The organism is Streptomyces sp. NPDC085524 (assembly GCF_044541755.1).
Classification (GTDB): Bacteria; Actinomycetota; Actinomycetes; order Streptomycetales; family Streptomycetaceae; genus Streptomyces.
In genome coordinates, this window is sequence record NZ_JBITTH010000002.1 from 247442 (window position 1) to 271628 (window position 24187).

Here is a 24187-nt window from a genome sequence, read left to right on the forward strand (position 1 = left end):
CTTTCGTGCGTGCCCGAAAGGCGCGCGGTTCCTTGACAGCACGGGGGGTTTTGTCGAATGTCGCATGCTCTTGACATCGGTCTGTCCAGTCCCGTTCCGGTCGCATTCGACGGTTTCCGGGCCGTCGTGGCCGCGCTGGACGAATCCGCCACCAAAATCCGTGGCCGGCTCCTGGCCGCAACGCCCGTCGAGGCGCAGGTGCTGGTGCCCGCCTGGGGAAGCGGCGACGCGCGCCCCCTTTCCGATCTGGCGCTCAGCCCCTCCGAACGACGCCTGCACAGGGAATCGGAGCAGGTCTTCCGCGTGCTCGACGCCGCGGCGCGCGCCATCGCCGACACGCTGGTCGAAGAGGACGTCGAACTGCGACTGCATGACATCGGCGCCTTCGACGTCCCCTCCCTGCGCGGCCTGCTGCGCCTCGTCGAGCATCTGACGTGGCGTGACGGGCTACGACGCCTGCGGCTGTCCGGCATCACCGCCCGCAGCGGCCTCGGCACGGTACTCGCCGAGCGGGGGACACCCTCGCCCGAAGCCGAGCTCCTCGCCCGCCGGCTGCCCGGCCTGATCGCCGACGAGACCGACGCGTCCGGCGCAATCTCCCGCGTCGAGCCCGTGGCGTCCCCCGAGGCAGACCTGCTGCGCTCGGTCCTGGACGAGGAGGGATCGCCGGTGGACCGGATCGCGTACGCCGTCGAGTCGATCCGCCGCGGCTTCTTCCGCGCGGACCACGAGGTCATGGCCCGCTGCGCCCTCGTCGGACTGGAGCTGGCCACGCCCGGCCTCCCGATGGACGGGGCGGCGATCGAGGAGGCTCTCGTCCGCACCGGAACGGGCTCGCCCCTCGCAGACGCAGTGGAGTTCGAGGTGGGCCTGCTGCGCGGCCCGGCCGACGCCCGCGCCTTCTTCCGCAAGGTGCTCGGCATGGTGCACAGCTTCCGGGGCGACAACCCGCAGGCCCTCGAAGCCTTCTCCCGGATCGTCGAGGACGACGCACACTCCGTCGAACTGCGCGCCCAGGCCGCCCTGTACGCCGCGCTGACCAAGGTGAAGATGCTCCGGGACCCGGCCGCCGGCATCCAGCAGGCCGAGGCGGGGATGGAACTGCTCCGCCGCCACAGCACGGGCAGCAGCCAGGAGGGCCGCGAAGCCGCCTGGCTCCACAACGTCCGGGCCCTGTGCTTCTTCTCCCAGGGCAAGCTCCGCGAGGCACTCGCCGACGAGAAGGAGGCGCTCGCCCGCGTCGCGGACGGCTCCGACTCCAGCTCCGTGCACCTGAAGATCAACCTGATCTCCAACATCAGCGTCCTGCAGGAGCGGGCCGGCCGCCTGGACGGCGCACTGGCCACCTGGCAGAAGTACACGAGCGTCGGCTCCGCCTGGGGCCCGATGTTCACCAAGCACCACGCCTACCGGCACGGCGGACTCGCCCTCGCCGCGGGCCGGGAGGAGGAGGGCGTCACCGCGCTCGAGACCGCGTACGACGCGGGGGTCAGCCTGTCCGACACCTTCCACCGGGCCGTGATCGCCACCGAGCTGGGCGGGCGGCTCCGCGAGGCTGCGCCGGAACGCGCCGCCCACTGGTACGCCGCCGCGGCCCGCGCGTCCGAGGAGCTCGCCGACCCCTACGGCCATGCGCTGGCGCTGGTGGGACGCAGCCTCGCGGAGGGCCGCACACCTCCCGCCGCCCTCGCGGCGACCGCCGCCTCCTCGGTGACCCGCCCCGCGGCGGGCGCCGACCTCGCGGCGGCCATCACGGCCGGTGACCGGGAACGGCTCGGCAGCCTGCTGCCACAGCCGCGGACCAAGCTGAACCGCCCCTTCGATCACGTGAACCTCGCATGACGGGGCCCGGGACCGGAGCCCCGCAGTGGGTCCTCCGGCCGAACTTCCTGCTCCGCCGCGCCGGTTTCCCCTTCGAGCTCCTCGACGGCCCGGCCGCCGCGTCCACGCTCGCCGACGCGGTCGAACGGTACGTGGACGCCGTGGCCCGTCTCGAACAGCAGCGCCGCGCACTGCTCCGCCACGACCTCCCCGCAGCCGTGGAACGCGCCCGCGCGGACGGCGCCGCCGCCCGGCTCAGGAAGCTCTCCCGTGTCCGCAGCGCCCTGGGACGGCGGCGCTACGACACCGCCCTGACCGGCATCGCGGAACTGGCCGGACCCGCCGGCGATACGCAGCAGCTCGCCCCCGCCCTGACACGGCTCGGCGGCGCCGTCCGCGAGGCGACCGAAGCCGCAGCCGCGGTCACGAGCGCGCTGGGCCGGGGTACGGAGGAGGAGCACGACCACCTCGTGGAACGGATCGGCCTCGAGCGGGTGCGCGAGGCACTCATCCAGCTGTCGCCGTCGTTCACCGAACAGGCCGAGCGCTCCACCCGCAGGCCGCGGCCGCCGCACGGCACGGCGGCCGGAGCCACGCGCGCCCGCGACCGGAAGTTCCTGCGCACGGCGCTGCTCTATCTCCAGCGGCTCGCCGCGAAGAACGAGAGCACCAGCTTCTTCGGCCCGCTCACCCACGGCCGGTTCACCGCCGACCACGAGGGCTACCGGTCGGGGCCCGAGACCCCCAGCGGTGTCCGCCGCCGCGAGGCCTTCCTCACCTTCTGGGCGACCGCCGAACTGGCCCGCGTGATCGCCCGGGACCCGGAACTGGCAGGTGTCCTGCCCGTCAGGCGCAGTCCGCTCGTGACCGTGTTGGACGACGGCATCCGCGACCGGCAGGGACGCGTGCGCCGCCTGGGCCCGCTGGACCTGGCCCTGCTCGCCGCCGCCGACGCGACGACCGGAGCCGACGCGCTCGCCGCCTCCCTGGCTTCCTCCACCGGCACGCCCGCCGCGGACGTCCGCAGCCGCATCGACCGCCTGACCAAGGCCGGACTGCTCCTCGCCGACCTGGAACCCGCGTCCACCAGGCCCCGCCCCCTGGACGACCTGCGTGCGCTCGTACGGTCCCTCGTACCGAGCTCGCCCTGGGCGGACCGGCTCGACCGCGTCGCCGCCTCCCTGGCGCTCTTCGGGCAGGCCTCGACGGCAGCGGGCCGGGCCGACGCGTTGCGCGCCCTGGAAGCGGAGTTCCATCACGTCACCGGTGCTCCCGCCCGCCGGGACGGCGGCCGGATGTACGCCGACCGGCTGGTCGCCTACGAGGAGTGCGAGGGGGATGCGCCGCCGAGCATCGGCCTCGACGTCGCGGACCGGTGGAGCGCCGCACTCGCCCCCTACCTCGACCTGTGCGCCGCCTACGGCGTCCTGCGCCACGAGGCGACACGGGCCGCGGCCGAGCGGGTCCTCGCCGAGGCCGGGGGAGAGCTGTCCTACCTCGACTTCGCCGAGCGGCTCGGCGCCCTCACCGCGTCGGGCGCCCCCGAACGCTCCCTCGCCGAGCAGAAGTTCACGGCCGGGTTCGCCGCTCTCGTGGAGGCGGCAGGCGACGGCCGCGAAGCGGTGCTCACCCCGGCGGACCTCCGGCCACTGACCGACCTGGCGGCGGCCGCCGAGGCGGCCCGGTCGACCCCCACCCGGTTCGTCTCGCCGGACCTGATGGTCGCCCGGGACCCCGGTGCGGCAGACCCCGGTGCGGCAGACCCCGGCGCCGCAGACGCCGGTGAGCTCCTCGTCCTCGGGGAACTGCACCCGTACGTCTTCGCCTGGGGATCGCAGGGCCTGTTCGCGCCGGACCCCGAGTCCCTGCGGGCGGACACCGAGGCCTACCTCTCCGCATGGGGCGGACCGGACCGCATCGCCACCGTCCTGCGCCGCCGCCGGCACAAGGGACTGGTTTCGGACGCGTTCCCCGGCCGCTTCATCGAGGTCAACGGCCTCGCCACCCGCGACCGCTCCCGCTGCCTCGCCGTGGCCGACCTGCGCGTGGCCCAGGGCCCCCACGGACCGGAACTGCTCGGCCCGGACGGCAGCCTGGTGCTGTACACCGGCGAGAACGACCACCCGCACCTGCGGGTCTTCGCACCCCCGCAGGTAGAGGTCCCCCAGGTCCGCATCGGCGACCGCCGGCAACGTATCCGGATCGGGAACGTGGTCGTCCAACGGGCCCGCTGGTGGCTCTCCGCGGATGACCTGGCCGCACTCCACCGTGCGCAGGACAGCGGCCGCGCCCTGATGGCGGCCGGCGAGCTGCGCGCCGCGCTGGACATCCCCCGGTACGTCTTCGCCAAGCCGGAGGGCGAACCCAAGCCCATCTGCCTGGACCTGTCCTCACCGCTGGCCGTGTCCGTGCTCCGGCAGTTCGCGGACCGCCCCGTCGTCGTCGAAGAGATGCTGCCGGAGCCGGGACGCCTGTGGCTGCGCCGCGGGGACGGCGCCTACACCTCCGAGTTCCGGCTCGCGATGTTCAGGCAGGTGCAGTCCTGATGTGGTCGATGATGCCCCACGCGATCCTGCGCTCGACGGGCTTCCCCTTCGAACTGGTCGAAAGCCTGCGGCTGCCCGCCTCGGCGGAAGCGGCCGCCGCCGCCGTCCGCGCGGAGCAGGAACTGCTCGCCCTCGCGGTGGAGGCGGGCTGGGACGCCGAGCGGGTCGACGAGATGCGGGCGCGGGCCGCATCGGGGCTGTTCCGCCTGGGCGCCGACGAACGCGACCGGCCCGCATGGGTGGCCGCCGTCACCCGCGTGCGCGCCGCCCGCCGCGCGCTGCAGGCCGCCGCGGCCGAGGAGGAGGGCCGGGGCCGCGAGGCGCTGGCCGCGCTGGCCCGCGACACCCGTCTGCGCGAGGCCCTGGCCGTGTCCAATCCGCGCATCCTGGCCGACCTCGACCGACGCGGTGACAGCGCCCAGCTGACCCACCAGCTGGCGAGCTTCGTCCAGCGCGTCTGCACCAAGAACGAAACGGTCAGCTTCTTCGGCCCCATCAACTACGCCACCCTCGACGAGAAGGGCCCGACCGCCGTCCAGGTGTCCTCCGAGGGCCCCGGCTCCCTGCGGGCCCGCCGTGCGCACGCCGCCTCCTGGGTCGTCTCGGCGGTCGTCGAGGCGGTGGCCTTCGCCCCGGCCGTCGGCCCGTGGCTCGCCCTGCGGCCCCGCAACCCGGGAGTGGCGCGCCCGCCCGGCGCCCCCGAATCCCTGGGGAACCGCCTGCTCGCAGTGAGCGACGGCCGGCACACCCTCGCGGCCCTCGCGGACCGGCTGGGCGTCCCGCTGCAGGACGCCGTGGCCGAGGGCCGCGCCCTGTGCCGCGCCAAGGCCGCCGTCCACCAGCTCGAACCACCCGCCACCGATCCCGATCCGCTGGCGTTCCTCGTACGGCGCGTGGCAGCGGTCCCCGGCGCGGCCCCGCTCGTGAACGAGCTGACGGAACTGATCTCCCTGCGGGACGGCTTCTGCGCCGACGACGCCCAGAACAAGGCCGAACGGCACCGGATCTTCCTCGACGCGGCCCGCCGCATCGCCCCCGACTGCGCCACCGCCAGCTCCCGCACCGGGGCGTTCTACACCGACCGCTTGCCGCTCCGCGAGGAGTGCGCCGGCACCACCGACCTGAGGCTCGGCGGGGCAGCGGTCCGGGAGCTGCAGGACCGGGTCGTGCCGGCCCTGGACTTCCTGGCCACCCTCGCCCACCGCCGCCGCGAACGGGCCCGCCGCGGTCTCGCGCGGCGCATCGGCAACCGTACGGTGCCCCTGTGGAAGCTCGTGGGCGCCGCGGACGGGCTCGCCCAGCCGCCGGACCGGGAACTGCTCGCCGCCGTGCGCGACGCCGTGGCCGACCCGGACGCCCCCGAGGCCGACCTCGCCGCATCCGCCGCCCTGACGGACATGGTGCGCGGCACGCCGCTCGACGAGACGGGCGCGGTGTGCTCGGTCGACCTCATGATCGCCGCGGTCTCCGCCACGGCGTGGGAACAGAACCGCTACGAGGTGGTCCTCGGCGACGTGCACGACACCTGCCTGCTCACCGACTGGGCCCTCCAGTTCCACCCCGAGGCCGCCCGGATCCGTACCGCCCGGGACGCGGCCATGGCCGGAGCCTTCGGACGGCACCCCGCGGTCAACATCCTGGCCGGACGCCAGACCGGCATCCCCCCGCTCGAACTGCCCGGCCCCGTCGTCGAACTCGGCGGCCTCTCCGACCGGAGCAACCCCTGGACCGCGGAGCTGCGCGACCTGCTCGTACGGGGCGACGGGCACACCGCGCAGTTGTGGAGCACACCGCTCGGCGGCGAGGTGACCCTGCACAACGGCGAACTCGACACCGTCGTCCAGACCGCCTTCGCCCCGCTGCGCCTGCGCGCCCCGGGTCTGAACCTCGGACCGCACACGCCCCGGCTGCGCTGGGGCCGGGCCGTCGTGCAGCGCGAGAGCTGGACCGTACCGTCGTCGGAGCTGGCGGCCCTCGCCGCTACCGGGCAGCGCTCCACGTCCGAGGCCCTTCTCGCGGTGCGCCGCATCTGGGCCCGCCACCACCTGCCGGACCACGCGTTCGTCCACCTTCCGGGAGTCCGCAAACCCCTGTTCGTCGATGTCGCGAGCCCGGCCCTGACCCGGTCCCTGGCCCGCGCCTGCCGCCGGGCGGCCGACGGGGCAGCCCCGGACGCCCCGGTGCGGATCAGCGAAATGCTGCCCGGATCCGACGAGTTGTGGCTGGCCGACGAAGGCGGCCGGCACACCGCCGAGCTGAGGTGCGTCTTCACACGCGCAGTCGCCGCGGTCGGCGCCGGGGGAGAGGGAACCCGATGACCCACTTGATCGTTCTGCCGCATGGCGACCCCACGCTCCGGTACGAGGCCCCCGGCCACCGCACCGCCGAGTTGCACCGCGCCGCGGTGGACCGGCTCACCTCTGCCGCCCAGCGGCAGTGGCTGCGCGGGGTCCTGCGAACCGAGGCCGAAGCCGCGGCCGGTTCGGGGACGGGCGACCTGGCCCTCCTCGAAGCCGCGGACCGGTTCCTGAGCGAGCCCCCGCGGGCACCGGACGTGGACGGCACCGGCGTCCCGGACGGCGCTGCCACCTCGCGGCTCCTCGCCGTCGACGTCGTCCTCACCCTGGCCGGCCCCCGGGCGGGCTGGCCGGTCACGCTGCGCCTCGACGACCTGGAGCTGGTCCACGGCACGACCCAGTCCACCGCCGACGTGGCACGCGCCGCAGCCGCGGGCGGCACACCCTTCGTCCCCGAGCTGCTTCAGGCGCGCGCACTGCTGGACGACGGCCCGGCGGTCCTGTTCGTGGACCGTGACCAGCAGCTGCCCGCCCTGTTCGCCCTCGTGGCACAGGGGCCCGCACGACCCCTCTTCCTGGACGGGCCGTTCGCCCGGCGCCACTGGCCGGTCCTGCGCCGGCACCTGCCGCCCGGCAGCGGCCTGCGCCGTACGCACGCCCTCGCGCGGGCGGAAGGACGGCCGGAGGCCTGGCTGACACGCCCCGACGACGGGCCGTGGGCCGACCAGCTGACGGGCGCCGAACTGGCGGCGCTCGCGGCGGGCGCCGCCGCGCCCGCCGGATGCGCCGCCGCGGTGGTGACCCTCGCGGCGGCGACCGCCGAAGGCGTCCTCACCGCAGACGGCACCGCCCTGTCCGCCGGGCAACTGGCTTCAGCCGTAAGGCAGCTGGCCGGAGCCGCAGTACGCGTCCTCGCCGAACTCTGGCTGGGGGCACCCGGCGTGGACGAGACGCAGCTACGCGCCACGGCGGCCTGGCTGGCGGCGGCCGACCTGCCCTGGCAGGTGGCCGGCTGCCGCCCCTTCCACCTCCCCGGCCCCCGGCGGCCGGGAGCGGACGGCCCGGAGTACGACCGGCGGCAGGGGGAGCCGACCTGGGCGGGCCACCCCGCGCCGGTGCGCCCGGCACCCCCCGAGCTGGACCTTCCGCGCGGCGCGCTCCTGGACGGGCCGACCCGCACGGAGCTGCTGCCCGAACTGCTCGCCGTCCTCGCTGCGCGCCACACCCCCGTTCCCGGACGGGTCGCGGGAGCCTATCTCGCCGAACCGGGCACCCCGGAACCGGAAGACCGGCTGGTCCCCGGCGCCACCGTCGTCATGGTCGGCGCCCACACCGTCCTGGCCGACCTGCGGACCCGCCGGACCTACGCCCTGGACCCGCGGCTCGGCGGCAGGCTCGCCCGGCTGGGCCCCGGCCAACCGGTCTCCGCCGTCCTGCCGCAGGGCCGGGCTCTGGAGCGGACCGTCGCCCTGCTGTCCTCCATCGGCGTCCTCTCGGGAAAGGTGAGCCACGCATGACCGACAACGCCGGTGCCTGGAAGCTGGGACACGTCTTCGTGCTGCGGCACGCCGGGATGCCCTTCGACTGGATCGAGCAGCTCGGCGACGACGCCGTACTCGAACGGGCCGCGGACCGCCTCCTCGCCGCCGAGGCCGAGGTGCGGGCGATGCTCGCAGGCCACCGCGCCACGCGGGTCCGCGCCGTGGAAACCGCCCTGCGCACCCTCGGCGAACCGCCGGCCGCGCAGCGGGACGCGGCCGGCCGGGCAGGCGCCCTCGGCCCCGCCCTGGCGACCTGGTCCGAGGCAGCGGGAGCGTACCGGCAGGCCTACGAAGAGGGCTACGAGCGGCTGGCGGCCCGTCTGCACGCACTGGCGGCCGAGCCCCGGGTCCGGGAGGCGGTGTCCGTCTCCAACCCGGACATGTACCGCAACGTCTGGCAGCGCTACACCGACCGGCCCGCCGGGCCCCGCAACTCGGCCCGGCGCCGCGTGGACCGGCAGGTGTACACCTACCTGCAACGGCTGTGCGGCAAGAACGAGACGACCAGCTTCTTCGGGCCGATCGGCTACGGCACGCTCGACGAAGGGAGTGCCGAAGCGTGCGTGCTGCACCGCGGCGGCAGCACCCGCCGCCTGGTGTTCTTCTCGCACTGGGCGGTCACCGCCCTGGCCGCCTCCCTGCGCCGCGACCGCCGCCTGCTGCCCGTACTGCCCCTCACCGTGCTCGACCGCGACGGCCTGCGCGCTCTCGCGGCCGCCTGCGAAGGCTCCTCCGGGGCCGGGGTGCCCACCGCGCTGCTGCGGCACTCCGCACCGGTGCCGGTGGGCCGGATCGCCGGTGAACTCGGCATACCGGCGACGGCCGTGGTCTCCGCCCTGCGCCCGGCACTGCGGGCCAACACCGTGGAACTCGGCCCCAGTTACCGCAGCGACCGGCACGACGCATTCGACTGCCTGCACCGCGCCGCCGCCGCTCTGGCCGGTGACGGTGACGGTGACGGTGACGGTGACGGTGAAGGTGACGGGGCCGGGGACCCGCACGTCCTGCGCCGGCTGGGGGAGCTGGACGAACTGGCCCGGCTGCGGGACGACCTGGCCGAGGCCCCCTTCCCGGAGCGCCTGGAGTCGTTCCGACGGCTGGAGGAGGCCTTCACCCGGATCACCGGCACGCCCGCCCGCCGCGACGGGGGCATCTACACCGACCGCTTCGTCGTGTACGAGGAGGCCTCGTCCCCGTTCTCGGTCGACCTCGGGGCGACCGCAGCCGCGCGCCTGACCGCCGCCGTGCAGGAGGCCCTCGACTTCTCCGCCGACTACGGAGCCCTCGTCCGCCGCGGCTACCAGGAACAACTCCTGCGCCGCTGGCCGGAGGAGGACGTGCTGTCCTTCCCGGCCTACGGCGAGGCCATGCACCCGGGCACCGGACTGGGCAGCGCCTTCGATCCCCACCCGCCGCTGAAGGCTGCGCCCGCCGCCCTGTCCGATCCGCAGACCCGGGCCGCAGCCGTCCCCCGTGCCTCGGCCGGGCCCGCGTACGCGCTGCCCGACGTCTGCCTCGCGGCATCCGACGTACAGGCCATCGCCGCGGGCCGGTTCACCGTGGTGGTCTCCCGGGTCCACCACCACCTGCTCCTGGAGAGCTGGCTGTCGGTGGCTCACCCCGAGCCCGCCCGGTTCGCGGCGGACGCCGTCGCCTGGGTGGCCGAGCACGGCTCGGCCACCGGGCTGGTGGGCCTCGACGTGAGCCGCCGCAACAAGGGGTACTACCTCTTCCCCGGCGACCGGATGGCCCTGCGCCCCCTGCGCGCGGACGACGTGCGCGGCCACCGGGCCGAGGACGGCACCGACGCCACCGGCGCTCCCGGGGCCGCGGAGGCCGCCGAGGCCGTCACCCGTCCCGCGGTGTCCCCGCCGTCCCGCGCGGACGCATACCGGGTCCGGCGCGACGACGGCCGCATCGTGCTCGAGGACGCCGAGGGGCGCGAGCGCTGCCTGTACCTGCCGCTGGCCGACCTCACGGTCTACCCGCCGCTGGCCGCGCTCTCGGCACCGCAGGCCGTCCACGCCCGCATCGAGCCGGACGGCACGGACAGGCTGCCCGCCGTCCCGCTCGGCGGAGCCGTGTACCAACGCCAGAGATGGTTCGTCCCCATGCCGGACCTGGGGGCCCTCACCCCTGCCGCGCGCCACCTCGAGCTGCGCCGGACAGCCGTCGGGCGCGGCATGCCGCGGTTCGTCTACGTCCGGTCGGACAGCCGCCGCAAGCCCTACCTGCTCGACACCCGCTCGCCCTTCGCCGCCGAGCTCCTGGCCCACGTGACCGAGGCGGGCGAGCGGGTCCAGTACGAGGAGATGTCACCCGGGCCCGGCGAACTGTGGCTGAGGGACGAGGAAGGGCGCCGCTACACCTGCGAGCTGCGCATGCAGGCCACCAGGGGGGCACCGCCGCCCGCCGCCGGGACAGGAGCCGACGCCGCATGAGCGACATGGAGATACTGCCCCTGTTCGTGCTGCGGGGCGCCGGCTTCCCCGTCACGGACGCCCTGCTGCCCGCCGCCGGGACCGCGCACGCCGACGTGGCCCGGGCACGGTCGCTGCTGACCCGGCTCGACGCCCTGCACCCCGCCCTGCTCAGCCTCCTGGCGGACCAGCAGCTCGAGCGGCCCGAACGCCGCCGTCTGCGCCGCCGACTGGCGTCCCGCACCGCGGTGGACCCCGCCCTGCCGCCCGGCACCCCGGCGGCCGCTTCGGTGGCCCGCTGGAACGCGCTCGTCGCCGAACTGGACGAGGCCCGGGCGCGAGCCGCCCGAGGCTGTGCGGCAGAACTCGATGCGGCACAGGAGTACCTGCGCGCCTGGCACGCCCGTCCGCGCACGGCCGAGGCCGTCTGGTTCTCCAGCCACAGCGCCGCCTCGGGCCTGGAGGCGTACGCCCGCGGCACCCAGCTGTCGGGGACCACGCGCCGTGTCGCCCTGCGCTACCTCCAGAGGCTCGCCACCAAGAACGAGACCACGTCCTTCTTCGGGCCCTTCCAGTACGGCGAAGTGCCCGCGCAGGACACCGGTCCCGGGCCCGCTCCCGGACCCGGCGCGCCGACCCTCGTCTTCGACCCCGCGTCCCCGCGGCACGGCGCACCCACCACCTTCCTCGCCCGCTACGTGATCGACGGCCTCGCCGACCGCATCGGCCAGGAGTGCGCCGGATCGGAGCGCACCCCGCTGAGCCTCCACCCCCTCGCCCGGGTCCACGACCGGGGGCTGCGGGTGGCGGACCGGGACATCGCGCTCCCCGCCCCGCTGCTGCGCGTCCTGCGCGCCGGCCCGGTGGTCCCTGCCGACCTGCCCCCCTCCCACCGTGGCGCCGTCGCCAAGCTGGCGCGGGCCGGCCTGCTCCGGCCCCGCCTCGCCCCCGCCTCGACCTCGCTGACGGAACAGGCCGACCTGCGCGCGGCCGTCGCCGGGCTGCACGACGCCGCTCCCGGGCCGGTGACGGCCTGGCTGGAGCGGCTCGACGCCCTCGAGGAGTCCGTCGAGCGGGTACGGAGCTCCGGCTGGCCCGAACGACGCACGGAGGCCGCCGAACTCGCCGCCCTCCTCGACGGTTACGGCCTGGGGGCCACCGGCCGGCCGGCGGGATCCCTCTACGCCGACCGCCAGCCGGTCTACGAGGAGTGCGTCGGCGGACTGCGTGGACTCAGCCTGGACCGGCGGGTCCTCGACCGGTCCCAGGACGCCCTGCACACCGTGCTGCGCGTGCACGCCGCCTATGCCGCCCGGGTCCGCGAGGACGCCGCGAGCTGGCTGCGCCTGCACTGGGAGAAGACCGGGCTGCCCGCACGGACCGGCCTGTACGACCTCCTTGAGGGCCTCCAGCAGTACCCGCAGCCGGACTACCGCGACGGCAGCCCCGGCGCCGACGCCCTGTGGGAGCGGTTGGACGTCCTCGCCCCGGCGGGCAGTCGCCGGGTGGAGGTGACGGCCCGGCAGCTGGCGGCCGTCTTCGCGGACGTGCTGCCCGCCGAGCCGTTCGTCTGCTCGCCCGACCTGATGGTCCGCCGGACCCCGGCCGGCACCGACCAGCTCGTGGTCGGGGAGATCCACCACGGCATCCAGCCGTGGTCCTGGCTCGCCCGGGCCCTTCCCGAGGAACGCCGCAGCGCCCTGCGGCGGACCGTCGGGACCTGGGCCGCGGAACTCGCCCGCCACCAGGCCGGCGAGGACGCCGTCCCCGTCACCCTGGTCGAACCCCGGTTCACCGGGAAGACCTTCACCCTGGAGTACCCGGGGCTCGCCCTGGAACGGATGGGCCGCTCCGCACTGCCCAGGGACCAGGTCCTGGGCCTGCACGACGTGACCGTCGACCGCGACCCGCTCGCGCTGCGCACCACGGACGGTGTGCCGCTCGCCCTGATGCCGACCAGCCCCGTCGGCCCGCTGTCCCGGGCGCTGGGCGGACTCGCCCTGTGGGGGCCGCGGACGCCCCCGCTGCGCGAGCACCGCCCGCGGGTCACCGTGGGCGGTGTGGTGTGGTTCCGCGAAACCTGGCGCCTGGGCGCGGACGCCGTGGCCGGCCTGACCGCCGCGCGCACCCCGGAGGCCGCCCTGACCGAGGCCCACCGGCTGCGCGACCACCTCGGCATGCCCCGGTTCGTGTACGTCAAGCCGGACGGCGAACCCAAACCCGTCTTCGTCGACCTGGAGTCCGTGGCCTACTGCGACATGCTCGCGCGGCTCGCGGCCGGCTCGGCCGGCGCCGTCGTCAGCGAGATGCTGCCCGGCCCGGACGAACAGGTCCTGCACTGTGCGGAAGGAACCTTCACAAGTGAACTGCGTACGGCCGTGCTGGTGAGGAACCCGTCATGAACGTCGACCTGTCGCCGGTGGCGATCCTGCGCAGTGCGGGCGTACCCGCCTCGGTCATGGACCGGCTGATCGAACCCGGGCTCTGCGCACTGCTGGACACCGCGACCGACAGCGCCGCACTGGACCACGCGCGCAAAGCCGTCGCCCACGCCGACCGTGAACTCGCCGCGCTCTGCCACGACCCGGTGATCCGCGACGCCGCGGCGGTCGCCAACGCCGACATCCACGACAACGCCCTCGTCCCGTTCGCCGACGGCGCCGTGCGCCGCCGCCGCAAACGCGCCCGGTCCGTGGTCGCCCTGCTGCAACGGCTGGCAACGAAGAACGACACCGCGGGCGGCTACGGCCCCATGGACCTGGTCCGCTTCGGCGGGGCTGCCGACCTGGCCCAGCCCCCGGCCACCAGCGGGATCTGCGCCGAACGGGCCGGGCTGGTCAGCTGGTGGGTGGCCGATCTGCTGGCCGCGGCGATCCGCAGCGATCCCGCCGTGGCCCCGCTGCTGCCCCACCGGCTCGCCCCCGGAGTCGGCCGTGACGGCGACCACCTGCTGGTCGGCGACCGGCGCATCCGGATCAGCGCCCGGGAGCGCGCCGACCTGGCGCGGCCGCCCGGCACCGCGGGCGGCGACGCACTGCCCCGGCTGCGCCGTGCCGGGCTCGTCGGCCCCGACCTGCCTGTGCCGGCCGCCCACACCGATCCGGTGGCCGCCCTGATCGGGTCGCTCGCGGCGGCGGGCGGGGCGGGAACCGCCTGGGCGGAGCGCCTCACCGAACTGCGGGAACTCGCCCAGCGGACCGCCGAGGCACCGGCCGACGCCCAGCGGGACCTGGCGGCCGAGGTCCGACGCCGTGTCGAGCGCATCACCGGCGCCCTGCCGGAGCGCCCCCGGGGCCGCTTCTACAGCGACCGCGACGTCCTCTACCAGGAGGGCCGCGGGGCCGCGGGCGCCTACACCATCGGGGGTGACCTGCTCGACCGGCTGCGCGACGGGCTGGACCCGGTGTGCCGGCTCGCCGCCGTCCACGGCCACCAGCGGTTCCTCGACGCGTCCGCCGTACTGCGGGAGCGCACGGGCGAGGCTCCGCTACGACTCCTCGATGCCATGCGCCACATCGGGGAACTCGACGACCCCGCAGGGGCTGTCGACGGGGGCAGCGCGGGACGGCTCCGCGAGGAGCTCGGGAAGCTGTGGCCCGAGGAGGGCGGGGACCTCGCCCCCGACCGCCTCGCCGAGCTCCTCGACGAATGGCCGGCGTCCGAGCTGTCGCTGCTCTCCCCGGACCTGATGCTCGCCTCCGGCGCCGACGGGTCCGTCCACGACGCCCGGCTGGTCCTCGGCGAACTGCACAGCAACCTGCAGACCTTCGGCCTCTTCGAGCACTTCTGGCCCGACAGCGGCATGCGCGAGTGGTTCATCGGCTCCGGCGACCTCGCCGACCGGCTGGTGCAGTTCACCGCCCCCAGGTCGCAGGGCAAGGCCTTCCTCGCGGAGCTCCCCACCCGCTCCATCGAGGTCTCGGCGGCCTCCGCCCGGCCCTCCGCCGTGGACTTCGGAGACGTCACCGTCCAGTGGCGGGGAGGCGTTCCCCGGCTGGTCCTGCCGGACGGCGAACAGCGCACCCTGGTGCCCGGCGACCCCTCCAACCCGCTCTACCTGGCGCTCTCCCCGCACACGGGACTGATGCCGTCACTGCGTTCCGGGCCCAGCGTCCCCGAACTGTCGGTCGGCGGGGTGGTCCTGCAGCGCGAACAGCGCAGACTGCCCCGCCCCGCCCTGGGCAAGGACCTCGACGAACGCTTCGTCACGATGCGCCGCTGGCGCGCGGCGCATGCCCTGCCCGAACGCGTTTTCGTCCGGGTCGCCGGCCAGCCCAAACCGTTCTACGTCGACTTCCGCAACCCGCTGCTGGTGGACCTGCTGGCGCACTGGACCGCCCCCGGCGACGAACTGCTGCTCAGCCCCATGCTGCCCGGCCCCGACCATCTGTGGCTGGAACGCGGAACCGACCGGTTCTGCGCCGAACTGCGGATATCGGCCGTGGTCAGGAGGAACCCGTGAACCCGAGCGCCGACACCCCGCCCGGGGTGGTGGTCCCCGCAGGCCGCCTCAGCGCCCGCCTGCACCCCGTCCTGCAACTGCGCAGCAGCGGCTTCCCCGCCGCACGGCTGCTCCCGCAGCCGGGCCCGGAGGCGGCCGCCGCCACGCACGCCGTCCGCGCCGCCGAGCAGGACCTGACCGTTCGGCAGGACCTCTTCCGCGAGCGGGTGTTCCCGGCCCTCAAGGAGGCCTTCCCCGGTCTGGACCGCGCACAGCGCACCGCGATCGTACGCTCCTCCCGGACCGTGGCCCACGGCCGGCCGCTGCCCGCGGCAACGGCAGACCTCTTCGCCACCCTGGGCCACGCCCCCTGGACCGAAGGCTGGGAAGAAGCCGTCGGCCGGCACGCCGACACCGTGCGGGCGGCCCAGCACGCCTATCTGGAAACGGTCGAGGAAGTGTATTCCCAGGTCCGCACCCGCGTCGCAGCACCCCGCGTGCACCAGGCGATCGGCCAGTCCAGCGGCGGCTTCGCCGAGCGCCTGTTCCGGCCCGACGGTCCCGTCCTGGACCCGCACAGACTCCGGGGCAAGGACCGCGGGGACCTGATGACCGCCCACCGCTACCTGCGCCGCTTCGCGGTGCGCTGCGAGACGGTCTCCTACTTCGGCCCGTCCTGCTTCGCCGCGCTGGATCCCGCCGCCCCCGAGGCCGTCGGCTACGGGCAGCCGCGGCCCGAGCGGACGTCCGTGGACGCCAGCGCCTGGCTGCTGCGCGACCTGGCGGCCCGCTACGCCCCGCGCGGCGGGGACCAGCAGGTCAGCCGTGACCCGCTGTGGCGGCGCGAGGCCGACACCCTCGTCCGTACCGCCGACGGCAGGACCCTGCCGCTCTCCCCGGACGCCGTACGGCTGTGGGAGGCGCTCGGCGGCGACTGGACCACCCTGCGCGAACTCGCCCGGACCGCCGGACTCCCGGCCGCCGCGCTCCGCGCCGCCCTGCCCTCCCTCGCCGCGGCCCTGCGGCGCGGTCCGCTGGTGCCCTCCACCGAACGGCACGCGCTGCGGGCCCTCGCCGGGGCACTGCCTGCGGCCCCCGCGGTCCACACCCTGCTGCACCGGTTGGACGAGGCTGCCGCGGCTCCTTGGCCCGACCGGGAGAAGATCCTGGCCGGAGCGGACGCGGAACTGACGGCCGCCGGGCTGGACACGCGCCGCAATGCCGGCCGGCACTACGCGGACCGGTCCTTCTGGCACGAGGAACGCTCCGGCCCGTACAGCGAAGGCGTCCGCTTCGGCGCACCCACCGTCGAAGCGCTCACCCGGGCCGTCGGCCCCCTGCTCGAACCGCTCTACCTCGCCGCCCTCCTGTCCCGGGCGGACGCCCGCGCCGAGGTCCGCCGCGCCTTCGGCGGCCGCCCCGTACCCCTCGCCCGGGCCGCGACCGCCGACCTGCCCGGTGACCGCCCCCGGTACGAGGCGCTGCGCGCCGCCCTCAGCGCCCTCGTACAGGGGACCCCCGCGGGCCCCGACGGAGCGGTCCGGCTGACGTCGCAGCAGGTGGACGTGGTGTGCGCGCCCTTCTGGGCCACGCTGTCGGCCTCCGACACCGTCCCCTCCGCAGCCCTGCCCGGACTGGACCTGCTGGCTGCGGGCCCCTCCCCGGCCGAGGCCGTCTGGGTGCTGGGCGAGGTCCACGACGACTCCAGCTCGATCGTCGGCGGTTCCTCGACACGCGTCCACTCCGACCCCGAGGGCCTCTACGCGGACTTCTGCGCAGCGGTGGCCCGCCTGGCCGACCCGCACACCATGGCCGGCGTGGTCTCCCGACGCCGCAGCATGCACATCACCCCGGAACTGCCCGGTCTGGCGATCGAACTCAGCGGCCTCAGCACGAAACCCCGCACGTCGGTGGTGCCCGTCGCCGACGTCACGGTGAGCGCGGACGGCTCGGCCGTCGAAACCGCGGCCGGACGCCGCTGGCTCTACCCCGGGGACCTGGCCAGCACCCTGCACCGCGCCGTCGCGCTGCCCGCCGTCGTACCGATCGACCTCAGCGGCCCGGAAGGATCCCCCCGCGTGCTCATCGACGACGTCGTGGTGGAACGGGCCTGCTGGAAGCTTCCCGCGCCCGACGCGTCCGGACCCGGGTACCCCCACTGGAGCGCCTGGCAGCGGCTGCGGGCCGAACGCGGGCTGCCCCGAAGGCTCTTCGTCCGCCACCAGGCCGAGACCAAACCCGTCTTCGTCGACCTGGACGACCCCGTGGCAGTCGACGACCTCGCCCGCCTCGGCCCGGGGGAGCTGCGCCTGTCCGAATGCCTCCCCGGCCCCGACGACCTGTGGTGGAGCGCGGACGGCGGCCGCCAGGTCGCCGAACTGCGCATCGCCTGCCTGATCGACCACACCACCGCTGAAGGAGCCGCCTCGTGACCGGGGCCTGGCGGGCCATGCCCGTTGCCGTCGTACGTCCGGCAGGATTCCCCCTCGACCTCCTCGACCCGCTGGCCGACGCGCGCCTGCCGGAGCTCGCCGACGCCGTACGGGAGGCACGCGCACAACTGGACGGCGCGGCGCAGGACTTCGAAGCTGCCGGCCGCAAGGCGCCCCGGCCGCAGGACGCCGACGGGGTTCGGGCCGCCCGCGCCGCCTACCGGGCCGTCCAGCGCCGCAAGCCGCTCCCCGGCGCCCTGTGGTTCGACGATCCCGTCGGCAGCCACACCGACGCGCAGGCCTTCGCCCATTGGTGGACCTCCACCTGCACGGCCCGGGACACAGCCCTGGGCGAGCTGGCCGACCGGTACACCGCAGCGCTGGGCGCGGCGCGCGAACACCTCGGCTCCGTACTGCGCGACCCGCGGCTGCGCGAAGCCCTGGTCCTGCTCACCCCCGAGATCCTGGACACCACGGTCGCCGCCCTGCTGAAGAGGCCACCCGGCAGCCCCGCCCCCAACCAGAACGAACGCAAGGCGGTCTCCTTCCTGCAGCGCCTCGCCGCCAAGTGCGAGACCAACGCCTTCGCCGGCCCCATCGCCTACGCCACGCTCGGCGGGGCTGTTGGCTGGACGGACCCGCCCGCCTCCCGCCGGGGCTTCCTCGCCTTCTGGGCGGTCAAGGAACTCCTCGACCAGGCACTCGAACGCCACGCACCGCAGACCCTGGAATGGCGGCCCGGCCCGGCCGCCGGAATGCTCCCCGCGCAGTCCCGCGTCCGCCGCGCCGTGACCCGGGCGGCCGCGGGCCGCGCGGGCGAGGTACCCGCGGCGACCCTGCACACGCTCCACCGGCGCAACCTGCTGTGGGCGTCCGAACTCCTCGCCCCCACCTCCGAACCGGATGCGCTGGCCCTCCTGCGGACGGCCGCCGAACACCTCGGCGACGACACCCTGCGCACCCTCGCGCAGGAGCTGACCGGGATCGCCACCGGCTTCGCCGGGGCGGGCGCCGAAGGCAAGACCGCCGCCGTCGCCCGCGCCGACGCCGTCCTGACCGAGCAGGGCCTGGACGTGGCGCGCCGCGGCAAGGGGCAGCTGTACGCCGACCGGGTCGTGCTCTACGAGGAGGACCACGCACCGGAGTTCTCCGTACGCTTCGGCGAGGAAGCCGTCCGGAACCTGCTCACCCGGCTCGAGCCCGTCCTCGACCTGGCCGCCGCGGCCGGCGCCGAGGCGTGGCTGCGGGCGCGCGACGCCTTCACCGCGGCCTGGCACGAGCGGCTCGGTCCCGCTGTCACCGAGCTCCCGCTCCCGGAGGTCCTCGCCTCCCTCCCCGTCAGCGTGCCCGTCCCCCTGGACGGGACCGACGTCGCACGGCGCCTGCACGACCTGGTCGCCGCCGCCTGGGACGGCACTTCCACCGAGGTGGTCCTGGACCCCGCGGCGGTACGGGCAGTCCTCCCCGGCCCGGACGGAGCCCCGGGGCCCGTGATCCTAGCCCCGGACCTGCACTTCGACACCTGCGACCGGTCCGCGGTGGAATCGGGCCGGGCCCCCGTCGTGGTGGGCGAGTTCCACTGGGGCCTCCAGGGCCTGGGCAACCTCTGCTGCTTCATCGAGGACCGCGACGCACTGGCACGGGCCACCCGGGACTGGCTCCACGACCCCGCCCCGCAGGCCCCGGAACTCGTGCACGTGGCCACCCACAACCGCTTCGGCAAACTGTGCTACCTCGAACTCCTGCCGCGCACCGTCGAGCTGAGCGGACCCGCCGCCCCCGGCCAGGACCGCCTGCGCGCCGAGGACCTCGTCGTCCGCCCGGACGCGACGGTGATCGACCGGCACACCGGACGACGGGTCATGCCGCTCCTCGGAGACGCGGAAGCTGCTGCGCAGAGCCCCCTCGGGCCGCCCGGCTGCGGACTGCCGCGCATCGTGCTGGGGCCGCTGACCCCGCGCATCAGCATCGGCGACGTGGTGGTTCAGCGAGCGGCCTGGCGCCTGGACGCGCAGGTGTTCCAGCCGCCCCAGGGGGCCTCGGGCGCCGACCGCTACCGGCACACCGTCGAGGCGCTGCGAGCCCTGGGCGTACCCCGCCGCGTCTACGCCGCCGTCCAGGGTGAACGCAAGCCCGTCCACGTCGACCTCGCCAGCCCGCACCTGGTCGAACTGCTCGTCGCCGAGGCCAGGGAGCGGCCGGTGCGCCTCACCGAGATGCTGCCCGCTCCCGACCGCACCTGGCAGCGCAGCGACCTCGGCCGGCACGTCTGCGAGATCCGATTCTCCGTGCGACGCCGGACCTCCCCCCGCACGAACCTCACCTCCGGAGTACAGAATTGATGAATCATCAGCCAGTGGTGCTCGGCCTCGGCGGCAGCACGCGCAAGGGCTCCTGGGCCGAACTCCTCCTGCGCAAGGCCCTGCTGACCGCACGGGACGCCGGCATGAAGCCCCAGATGTACTCCCTCGGCAGCAAGGACCTCCCGGTCTTCCGGGACTCCCACCTGACGGACCCGCCGCCGGAGGTGGCGGAACTCCTCGCCAAGGTCCGCCAGGCCGACGCCGTGGTCTTCTCCTCACCGGTCTACCACGGCACCATCGCCGGGGCCCTCAAGAATGCCGTCGACCACCTCCAGGCCCTGGGACAGGACGAACAGCCGTGGCTCACCGGCAAGGTCGCCGGACTGATGGCCGTCGGGGGCACCCCCATCGGCGGCGCCAACGCGATCAGCGCCATGGACCACTTCTGCCGGGCCCTGCGGGTGACCACCGTGCCCACGGCCGTCATCGCGGGCCAGGGGTTCCTGTCCCAGGACGGCTCGTTCAGCGACCGGACGGTCGGGGCCCGCGTCGCCCGGATGGTGGAGGAGCTCGGCAGCCACACCCGCGTCCTCGCGAGCCGGGAAGCCCTCGGCGCATGACGGCCTACTTCGCGGAGCGCCGCGAGACCCTGCACCTCCTGGACTCCGGTCCGGGACCCGAGTTCACCCGAGCCCGCTACCGCGGCATCGGTTCCTCCCACGGCGGGGGAGCCCCGGGCCGTGAGACGTGGCGCTACCGGGCGCTGCCGTCCCCCGCCGGGGCAGACCTCGACCTGCCCGCCACGGTCCGCGCCGCGACGGGCGCGCTCGCCGAGCCCTGGCCGGTGACCTACGCCGCCGAGGACCGGCTGCGCGACCTGGCGGAGCGCATCCGGCGCGTGGCGGCGGGCAGGGACGGCAGTCCCGAACTCGTCGTCAGCCTGCGCGACTTCGACCAGCGGGTGGTGGCCGGGCCCGCGGACGGGCTGACCGGCGACCACCGCGTGTTCCAGACCGTGAACCTCAGCGCGACCTACCGCGGACCGAGCGGGCCGCTCACCCTGCGCAGGGACTCGGCGACGGGCGGCGCGGACGCAGGCGACCTCGGCCCGGAGGACCTCGCGGCACGCCTCCTCGACGAACTGGACCGGGCCTGGCACGACGTGCGCGGCCTGCCCCTGATGACCCTGGACCGCCGCAGGCGCACCGTACTGCTCTCCCCGGGCGGCTGCGCCCTCTTCTTCCACGAGGTGTGCGGCCACCCGCTCGAGGGCGACGTGGTGGAGAGCGGCACCTCCTATCTCGGAGCCGCACGGGGCAAGGCCGTCTGTCCCGAGTGGGTGACGGTCGTGGACGACCCGAGCGCCCCGAACGCCGTCTTCGGATACCGCTTCGACGACGAGGGCCACCCGGCCACCGCCGTGCCCCTGATCGAGGCGGGCATCGTGAGCGGGGTCCTGCACAGCTCCGCGAGCGCAGCCCAGGCGGGCGAGGCGCCCAACGGACACGGCCGCCGGATGTCCTACCTGTACCCGGCGGTTCCCCGGCAGGCCCACACCCGCATCCTCGACGGGCCGTTCGACGCCGACGACGTACGCCGCCCGCCCGGCGAGGCCGTCTGGGTGGAGCGCATGCGGGTACGCCACGTCCACCAGGGGAGCGGCGCCTTCAGCTTCCTCGGCCTCGAGGGCCTGCTGCTCCACGACGGCGTTCCGGTGGGACGCCTCACCGACGTCGTCATCGACGGGGACGGACTGTCGGCGCTCCGCGGCATCTCGGCCGTCGCCGGCGACTCCCGTTCCTTCGTCGGCGGCGGAGGCTGCGGAAAACTCGACCAAGGCCCCCTCATCGTCGGCTTCGAACAACCGACCGTCAGGATCGACGGACTGGACACGTACGCCCGCCAGGGCGGGCAGGAGCTCAGGTGATGACGACGCCGGTTCGCGAGCACGACCCAGTGAGGTCCTACCCCCTTTCCTGGGCTGCCGTTGACGAGGCCTGCACCGCGGTGGACGCGGCGCCACGGGCCGAGGAAGTGGAACTGTGGGTGCACGACGCCCGCGAGGCGGTCGCCCAGATCGTCCCGGCCACCGGGCGGATCACCGCCGCCGCGGGCGGCGCCTTCGGTGCAGCCTGCCGGGTCTGGGAGGACGGCGCCTTCGGCAGCGCCAGCCGCACGGTGGACGGCGCCGACGACATCCGGTCGCTGGTCCACGAGGCCCGCACCACCCTGGACCGCCGGAACGTCTCCGTCCGCCCAGCCCCCGACCTGGCCGCAGCCCCCGCCCCGCGGCGGATCCCGGCCCCGCTGGACACCGCCGCGGCGGAGCACCTGGTCCGCACGACCGCCGAACGGCTGCGCCTGGCCGGGGCGGACGTCCAGGTACTGCTGGCCCAGCAATACCAGTGGACCACCGCCACGGCGACCCTGGGCGGGCTGCGGCGGGAGTACCAACACGAGCAGACCAGGGTCGTCGTGCGCTGCGAGACCGCCCACGGAGCCGTCGTGGAAGCGGCCGAAGCACAGCGGGTCACCGACGACCCCGGAACCGACGCGCTCGTCCACCGCATCGCCACCGCACTGGACACCCTCGGCGCCCCGGGCCTCCCCGGCCCCGCCGCCGTGCCGCGCGGCCTCCCCGTCGTCCTGCGCCCCCAGGTCGCGGCCCCCGTCGTGGCCGGGCTCGGCTGGCTGTTCTCCGGCACCACCGCCCTCGCCACCCCCGGCCTGGCCCGAGCGGTGGGCAAGCGGCTGTTCCCCTCCTGCCTCCACGTGGACGACGTGCCCGACGCGCATCCCGACGGCCCGCCCGTGGTCCACGACGACGAGGGCGAGGCCGCCGGGCCCGTCGTACTCGCCGACGAGGGACGTCTCACGGGCTTCCTCCACTCCTGGAGCACCGCCCACCGGCTGGGGCAGACCCCCAACGGCCGCGGCATCCGGATGGGCGTCGGGGCCCAGCCCATGCCCCGGCCCGTCGCCCTGCGGGTCGCGCCCGGACGGGGCGCCATGCCGGAGGACTTCATCGAGCTCAGCTGCCGGCTGGAGAATCTCGTCACCATGCCCCGCGCGGGCCGCATCGAGATGATCGTCGCCGGCTGGGAGGTCCGCGGGGGCCGCCGGATCCGCAGGATCGCCCCCTTCGAGTTCCACTGCGACCTGCTGACGTACCTGCGCAAGCTGCGCGGCACCGGCACGGACGCACAGATCCTGCCCCTGGCCGACGGAGCCCTGACGCCGAGCCTGCACTTCGAGGAGCTGCCGTGACCGCTGTCCATGACGTGCTGGTGATCGGGGCGGGAGTGGTCGGCCTCTCCGTCGCCCTCGAACTGTCCCTGCGCGGAGCCCGCGTGCACGTGGTCGACGGCAGCGTCGACGGCGGAAGCGGATCCCGGGCGGCCGCCGGGGTGGCCATCCCCTCGCTGCGCCTGCTCTCCGATCCGGTGATGCACGACTTCGTCGCGGCGGCACGGGTCCGCTTCGACGAGGACGTGCGGACGTTCGAGAAGACGACTCCCGGGATCCGGCGCGGAAGGGGCGTACTGCGCCCGGTCCGAACCGAAGAGGAACGCGAACAGCTGGTCCTGGCCACGGCCGCGCGACCGGAGGAGCTCGGGGAGTGGACCGATGCCGCCGCGCTTGCCGACCTGGAGCCGCTCTTCGCCCGGAGCGCTTTCCTCGGTGCTTTCCGCACCACCGCGGGCCACATGGTCGACACCGCTCTCTACGTCGACTCCCTCGGCTCCGCGGCCCGTGCGGCGGGAGCCACGGTCTCCCTCGGCGAGCAGGTGCTGGGCATCGAGGACGCGCGGGGCGCGGTCCGCGTCGTCACTTCCCGCGGCATCCTGCGCGCCGACCGGGTGGTCGTGGCGGCGGGCGCCTGGTCGGGAAGCCTCCCCGGACTGCCGCCGCTGCCCGTCCAGCCGATGCGCGGTCAGATGATCGAGGTGCGGGACGCGGAGGTCCGCATCGACCACGTCATATCCGGACGCACCTACTTGTGCCCGTGGCGGGCCGGTTCGCTGTGCACCGGGGCCACCGAGGAGATGGCGGGCTTCGCCGAACACGTCACCACGGCCGGTACCGTCTTCCTGCTGTCCCGGCTGATCAGGGACTTCCCCCTGCTCGCCGACGCCCGGCCGGTCCGCGCCTGGGCCGGCCTGCGATCGGCCTCCGGGGACGGCCGGCTGGTGCTGGGCCGCTACCCGGCCACGACCCGCGCGTACGTGTGCTCGGCCCACGGGGGCCAGGGCATCCTCACGGGCCACCACAGCGGCTGGGCCCTCGCCCACCTCCTCGACACCGGCGAGCCCGCCGCACCGGAGGCGTTCTCACCGGACCGGTTCGCCCCCGTCCGGACCGACTGACCGGACGGGGCCTCGGCTC

Annotated in this window: 13 protein-coding genes; all 13 read left to right on the top strand. The window is 75.2% G+C overall.

The window, feature by feature from the left end; all coding sequences use genetic code 11:
- Positions 1-57: 57 nt before the first annotated feature.
- From ACIGFK_RS03925 to ACIGFK_RS03985, 13 genes are read left to right on the top strand one after another with little or no spacing between them, the layout of a single operon-like run.
- Positions 58-1842 carry a tetratricopeptide repeat protein gene (locus ACIGFK_RS03925; RefSeq protein ID WP_400050417.1) on the top strand — a complete coding sequence of 595 codons (1785 nt, stop codon included), beginning with the start codon at positions 58-60 and terminating at the stop codon, positions 1840-1842.
- Complete coding sequence (locus ACIGFK_RS03930) at positions 1839-4367, top strand: lantibiotic dehydratase (protein ID WP_400050418.1); 2529 nt, start codon at positions 1839-1841, stop codon at positions 4365-4367. The genes ACIGFK_RS03925 and ACIGFK_RS03930 overlap by 4 nt, the downstream gene beginning before the upstream one ends.
- The gene (locus ACIGFK_RS03935; RefSeq protein ID WP_400050420.1) at positions 4367-6685 is read left to right on the top strand and encodes a lantibiotic dehydratase; all 2319 of its coding nucleotides are present in this window, start codon (positions 4367-4369) and stop codon (positions 6683-6685) included. Before ACIGFK_RS03930 ends, ACIGFK_RS03935 begins: the two co-directional genes overlap by 1 nt.
- Complete coding sequence (locus tag ACIGFK_RS03940) at positions 6682-8181, top strand: hypothetical protein (RefSeq protein WP_400050421.1); 1500 nt, start codon at positions 6682-6684, stop codon at positions 8179-8181. The genes ACIGFK_RS03935 and ACIGFK_RS03940 overlap by 4 nt, the downstream gene beginning before the upstream one ends.
- Positions 8178-10646 carry a hypothetical protein gene (locus ACIGFK_RS03945; protein ID WP_400050423.1) on the top strand — a complete coding sequence of 823 codons (2469 nt, stop codon included), beginning with the start codon at positions 8178-8180 and terminating at the stop codon, positions 10644-10646. Before ACIGFK_RS03940 ends, ACIGFK_RS03945 begins: the two co-directional genes overlap by 4 nt.
- The gene (locus ACIGFK_RS03950) at positions 10643-13027 is read left to right on the top strand and encodes a hypothetical protein (protein ID WP_400050425.1); all 2385 of its coding nucleotides are present in this window, start codon (positions 10643-10645) and stop codon (positions 13025-13027) included. The genes ACIGFK_RS03945 and ACIGFK_RS03950 overlap by 4 nt, the downstream gene beginning before the upstream one ends.
- Positions 13024-15087: a hypothetical protein gene (locus ACIGFK_RS03955; protein WP_400050426.1), complete on the top strand. Its 2064-nt coding sequence runs from the start codon at positions 13024-13026 to the stop codon at positions 15085-15087. The genes ACIGFK_RS03950 and ACIGFK_RS03955 overlap by 4 nt, the downstream gene beginning before the upstream one ends.
- Positions 15084-17498, top strand: a complete 2415-nt coding sequence (locus ACIGFK_RS03960; RefSeq protein WP_400050428.1) for a hypothetical protein — start codon at positions 15084-15086, stop codon at positions 17496-17498. The genes ACIGFK_RS03955 and ACIGFK_RS03960 overlap by 4 nt, the downstream gene beginning before the upstream one ends.
- The gene (locus ACIGFK_RS03965) at positions 17495-19840 is read left to right on the top strand and encodes a hypothetical protein (RefSeq protein ID WP_400050430.1); all 2346 of its coding nucleotides are present in this window, start codon (positions 17495-17497) and stop codon (positions 19838-19840) included. The genes ACIGFK_RS03960 and ACIGFK_RS03965 overlap by 4 nt, the downstream gene beginning before the upstream one ends.
- On the top strand, positions 19840-20421 hold the full coding sequence (locus ACIGFK_RS03970) for an NADPH-dependent FMN reductase (RefSeq protein WP_376656379.1): 582 nt from the start codon (positions 19840-19842) through the stop codon (positions 20419-20421). Before ACIGFK_RS03965 ends, ACIGFK_RS03970 begins: the two co-directional genes overlap by 1 nt.
- Positions 20418-21728 (top strand): TldD/PmbA family protein, encoded by a 1311-nt coding sequence (locus tag ACIGFK_RS03975; RefSeq protein ID WP_376656378.1) that lies wholly within the window; start codon positions 20418-20420, stop codon positions 21726-21728. The genes ACIGFK_RS03970 and ACIGFK_RS03975 overlap by 4 nt, the downstream gene beginning before the upstream one ends.
- On the top strand, positions 21728-23068 hold the full coding sequence (locus ACIGFK_RS03980; protein ID WP_400050431.1) for a metallopeptidase TldD-related protein: 1341 nt from the start codon (positions 21728-21730) through the stop codon (positions 23066-23068). The genes ACIGFK_RS03975 and ACIGFK_RS03980 overlap by 1 nt, the downstream gene beginning before the upstream one ends.
- Positions 23065-24168 (top strand): NAD(P)/FAD-dependent oxidoreductase, encoded by a 1104-nt coding sequence (locus ACIGFK_RS03985; RefSeq protein WP_376656376.1) that lies wholly within the window; start codon positions 23065-23067, stop codon positions 24166-24168. The genes ACIGFK_RS03980 and ACIGFK_RS03985 overlap by 4 nt, the downstream gene beginning before the upstream one ends.
- Positions 24169-24187 lie beyond the last annotated feature (19 nt).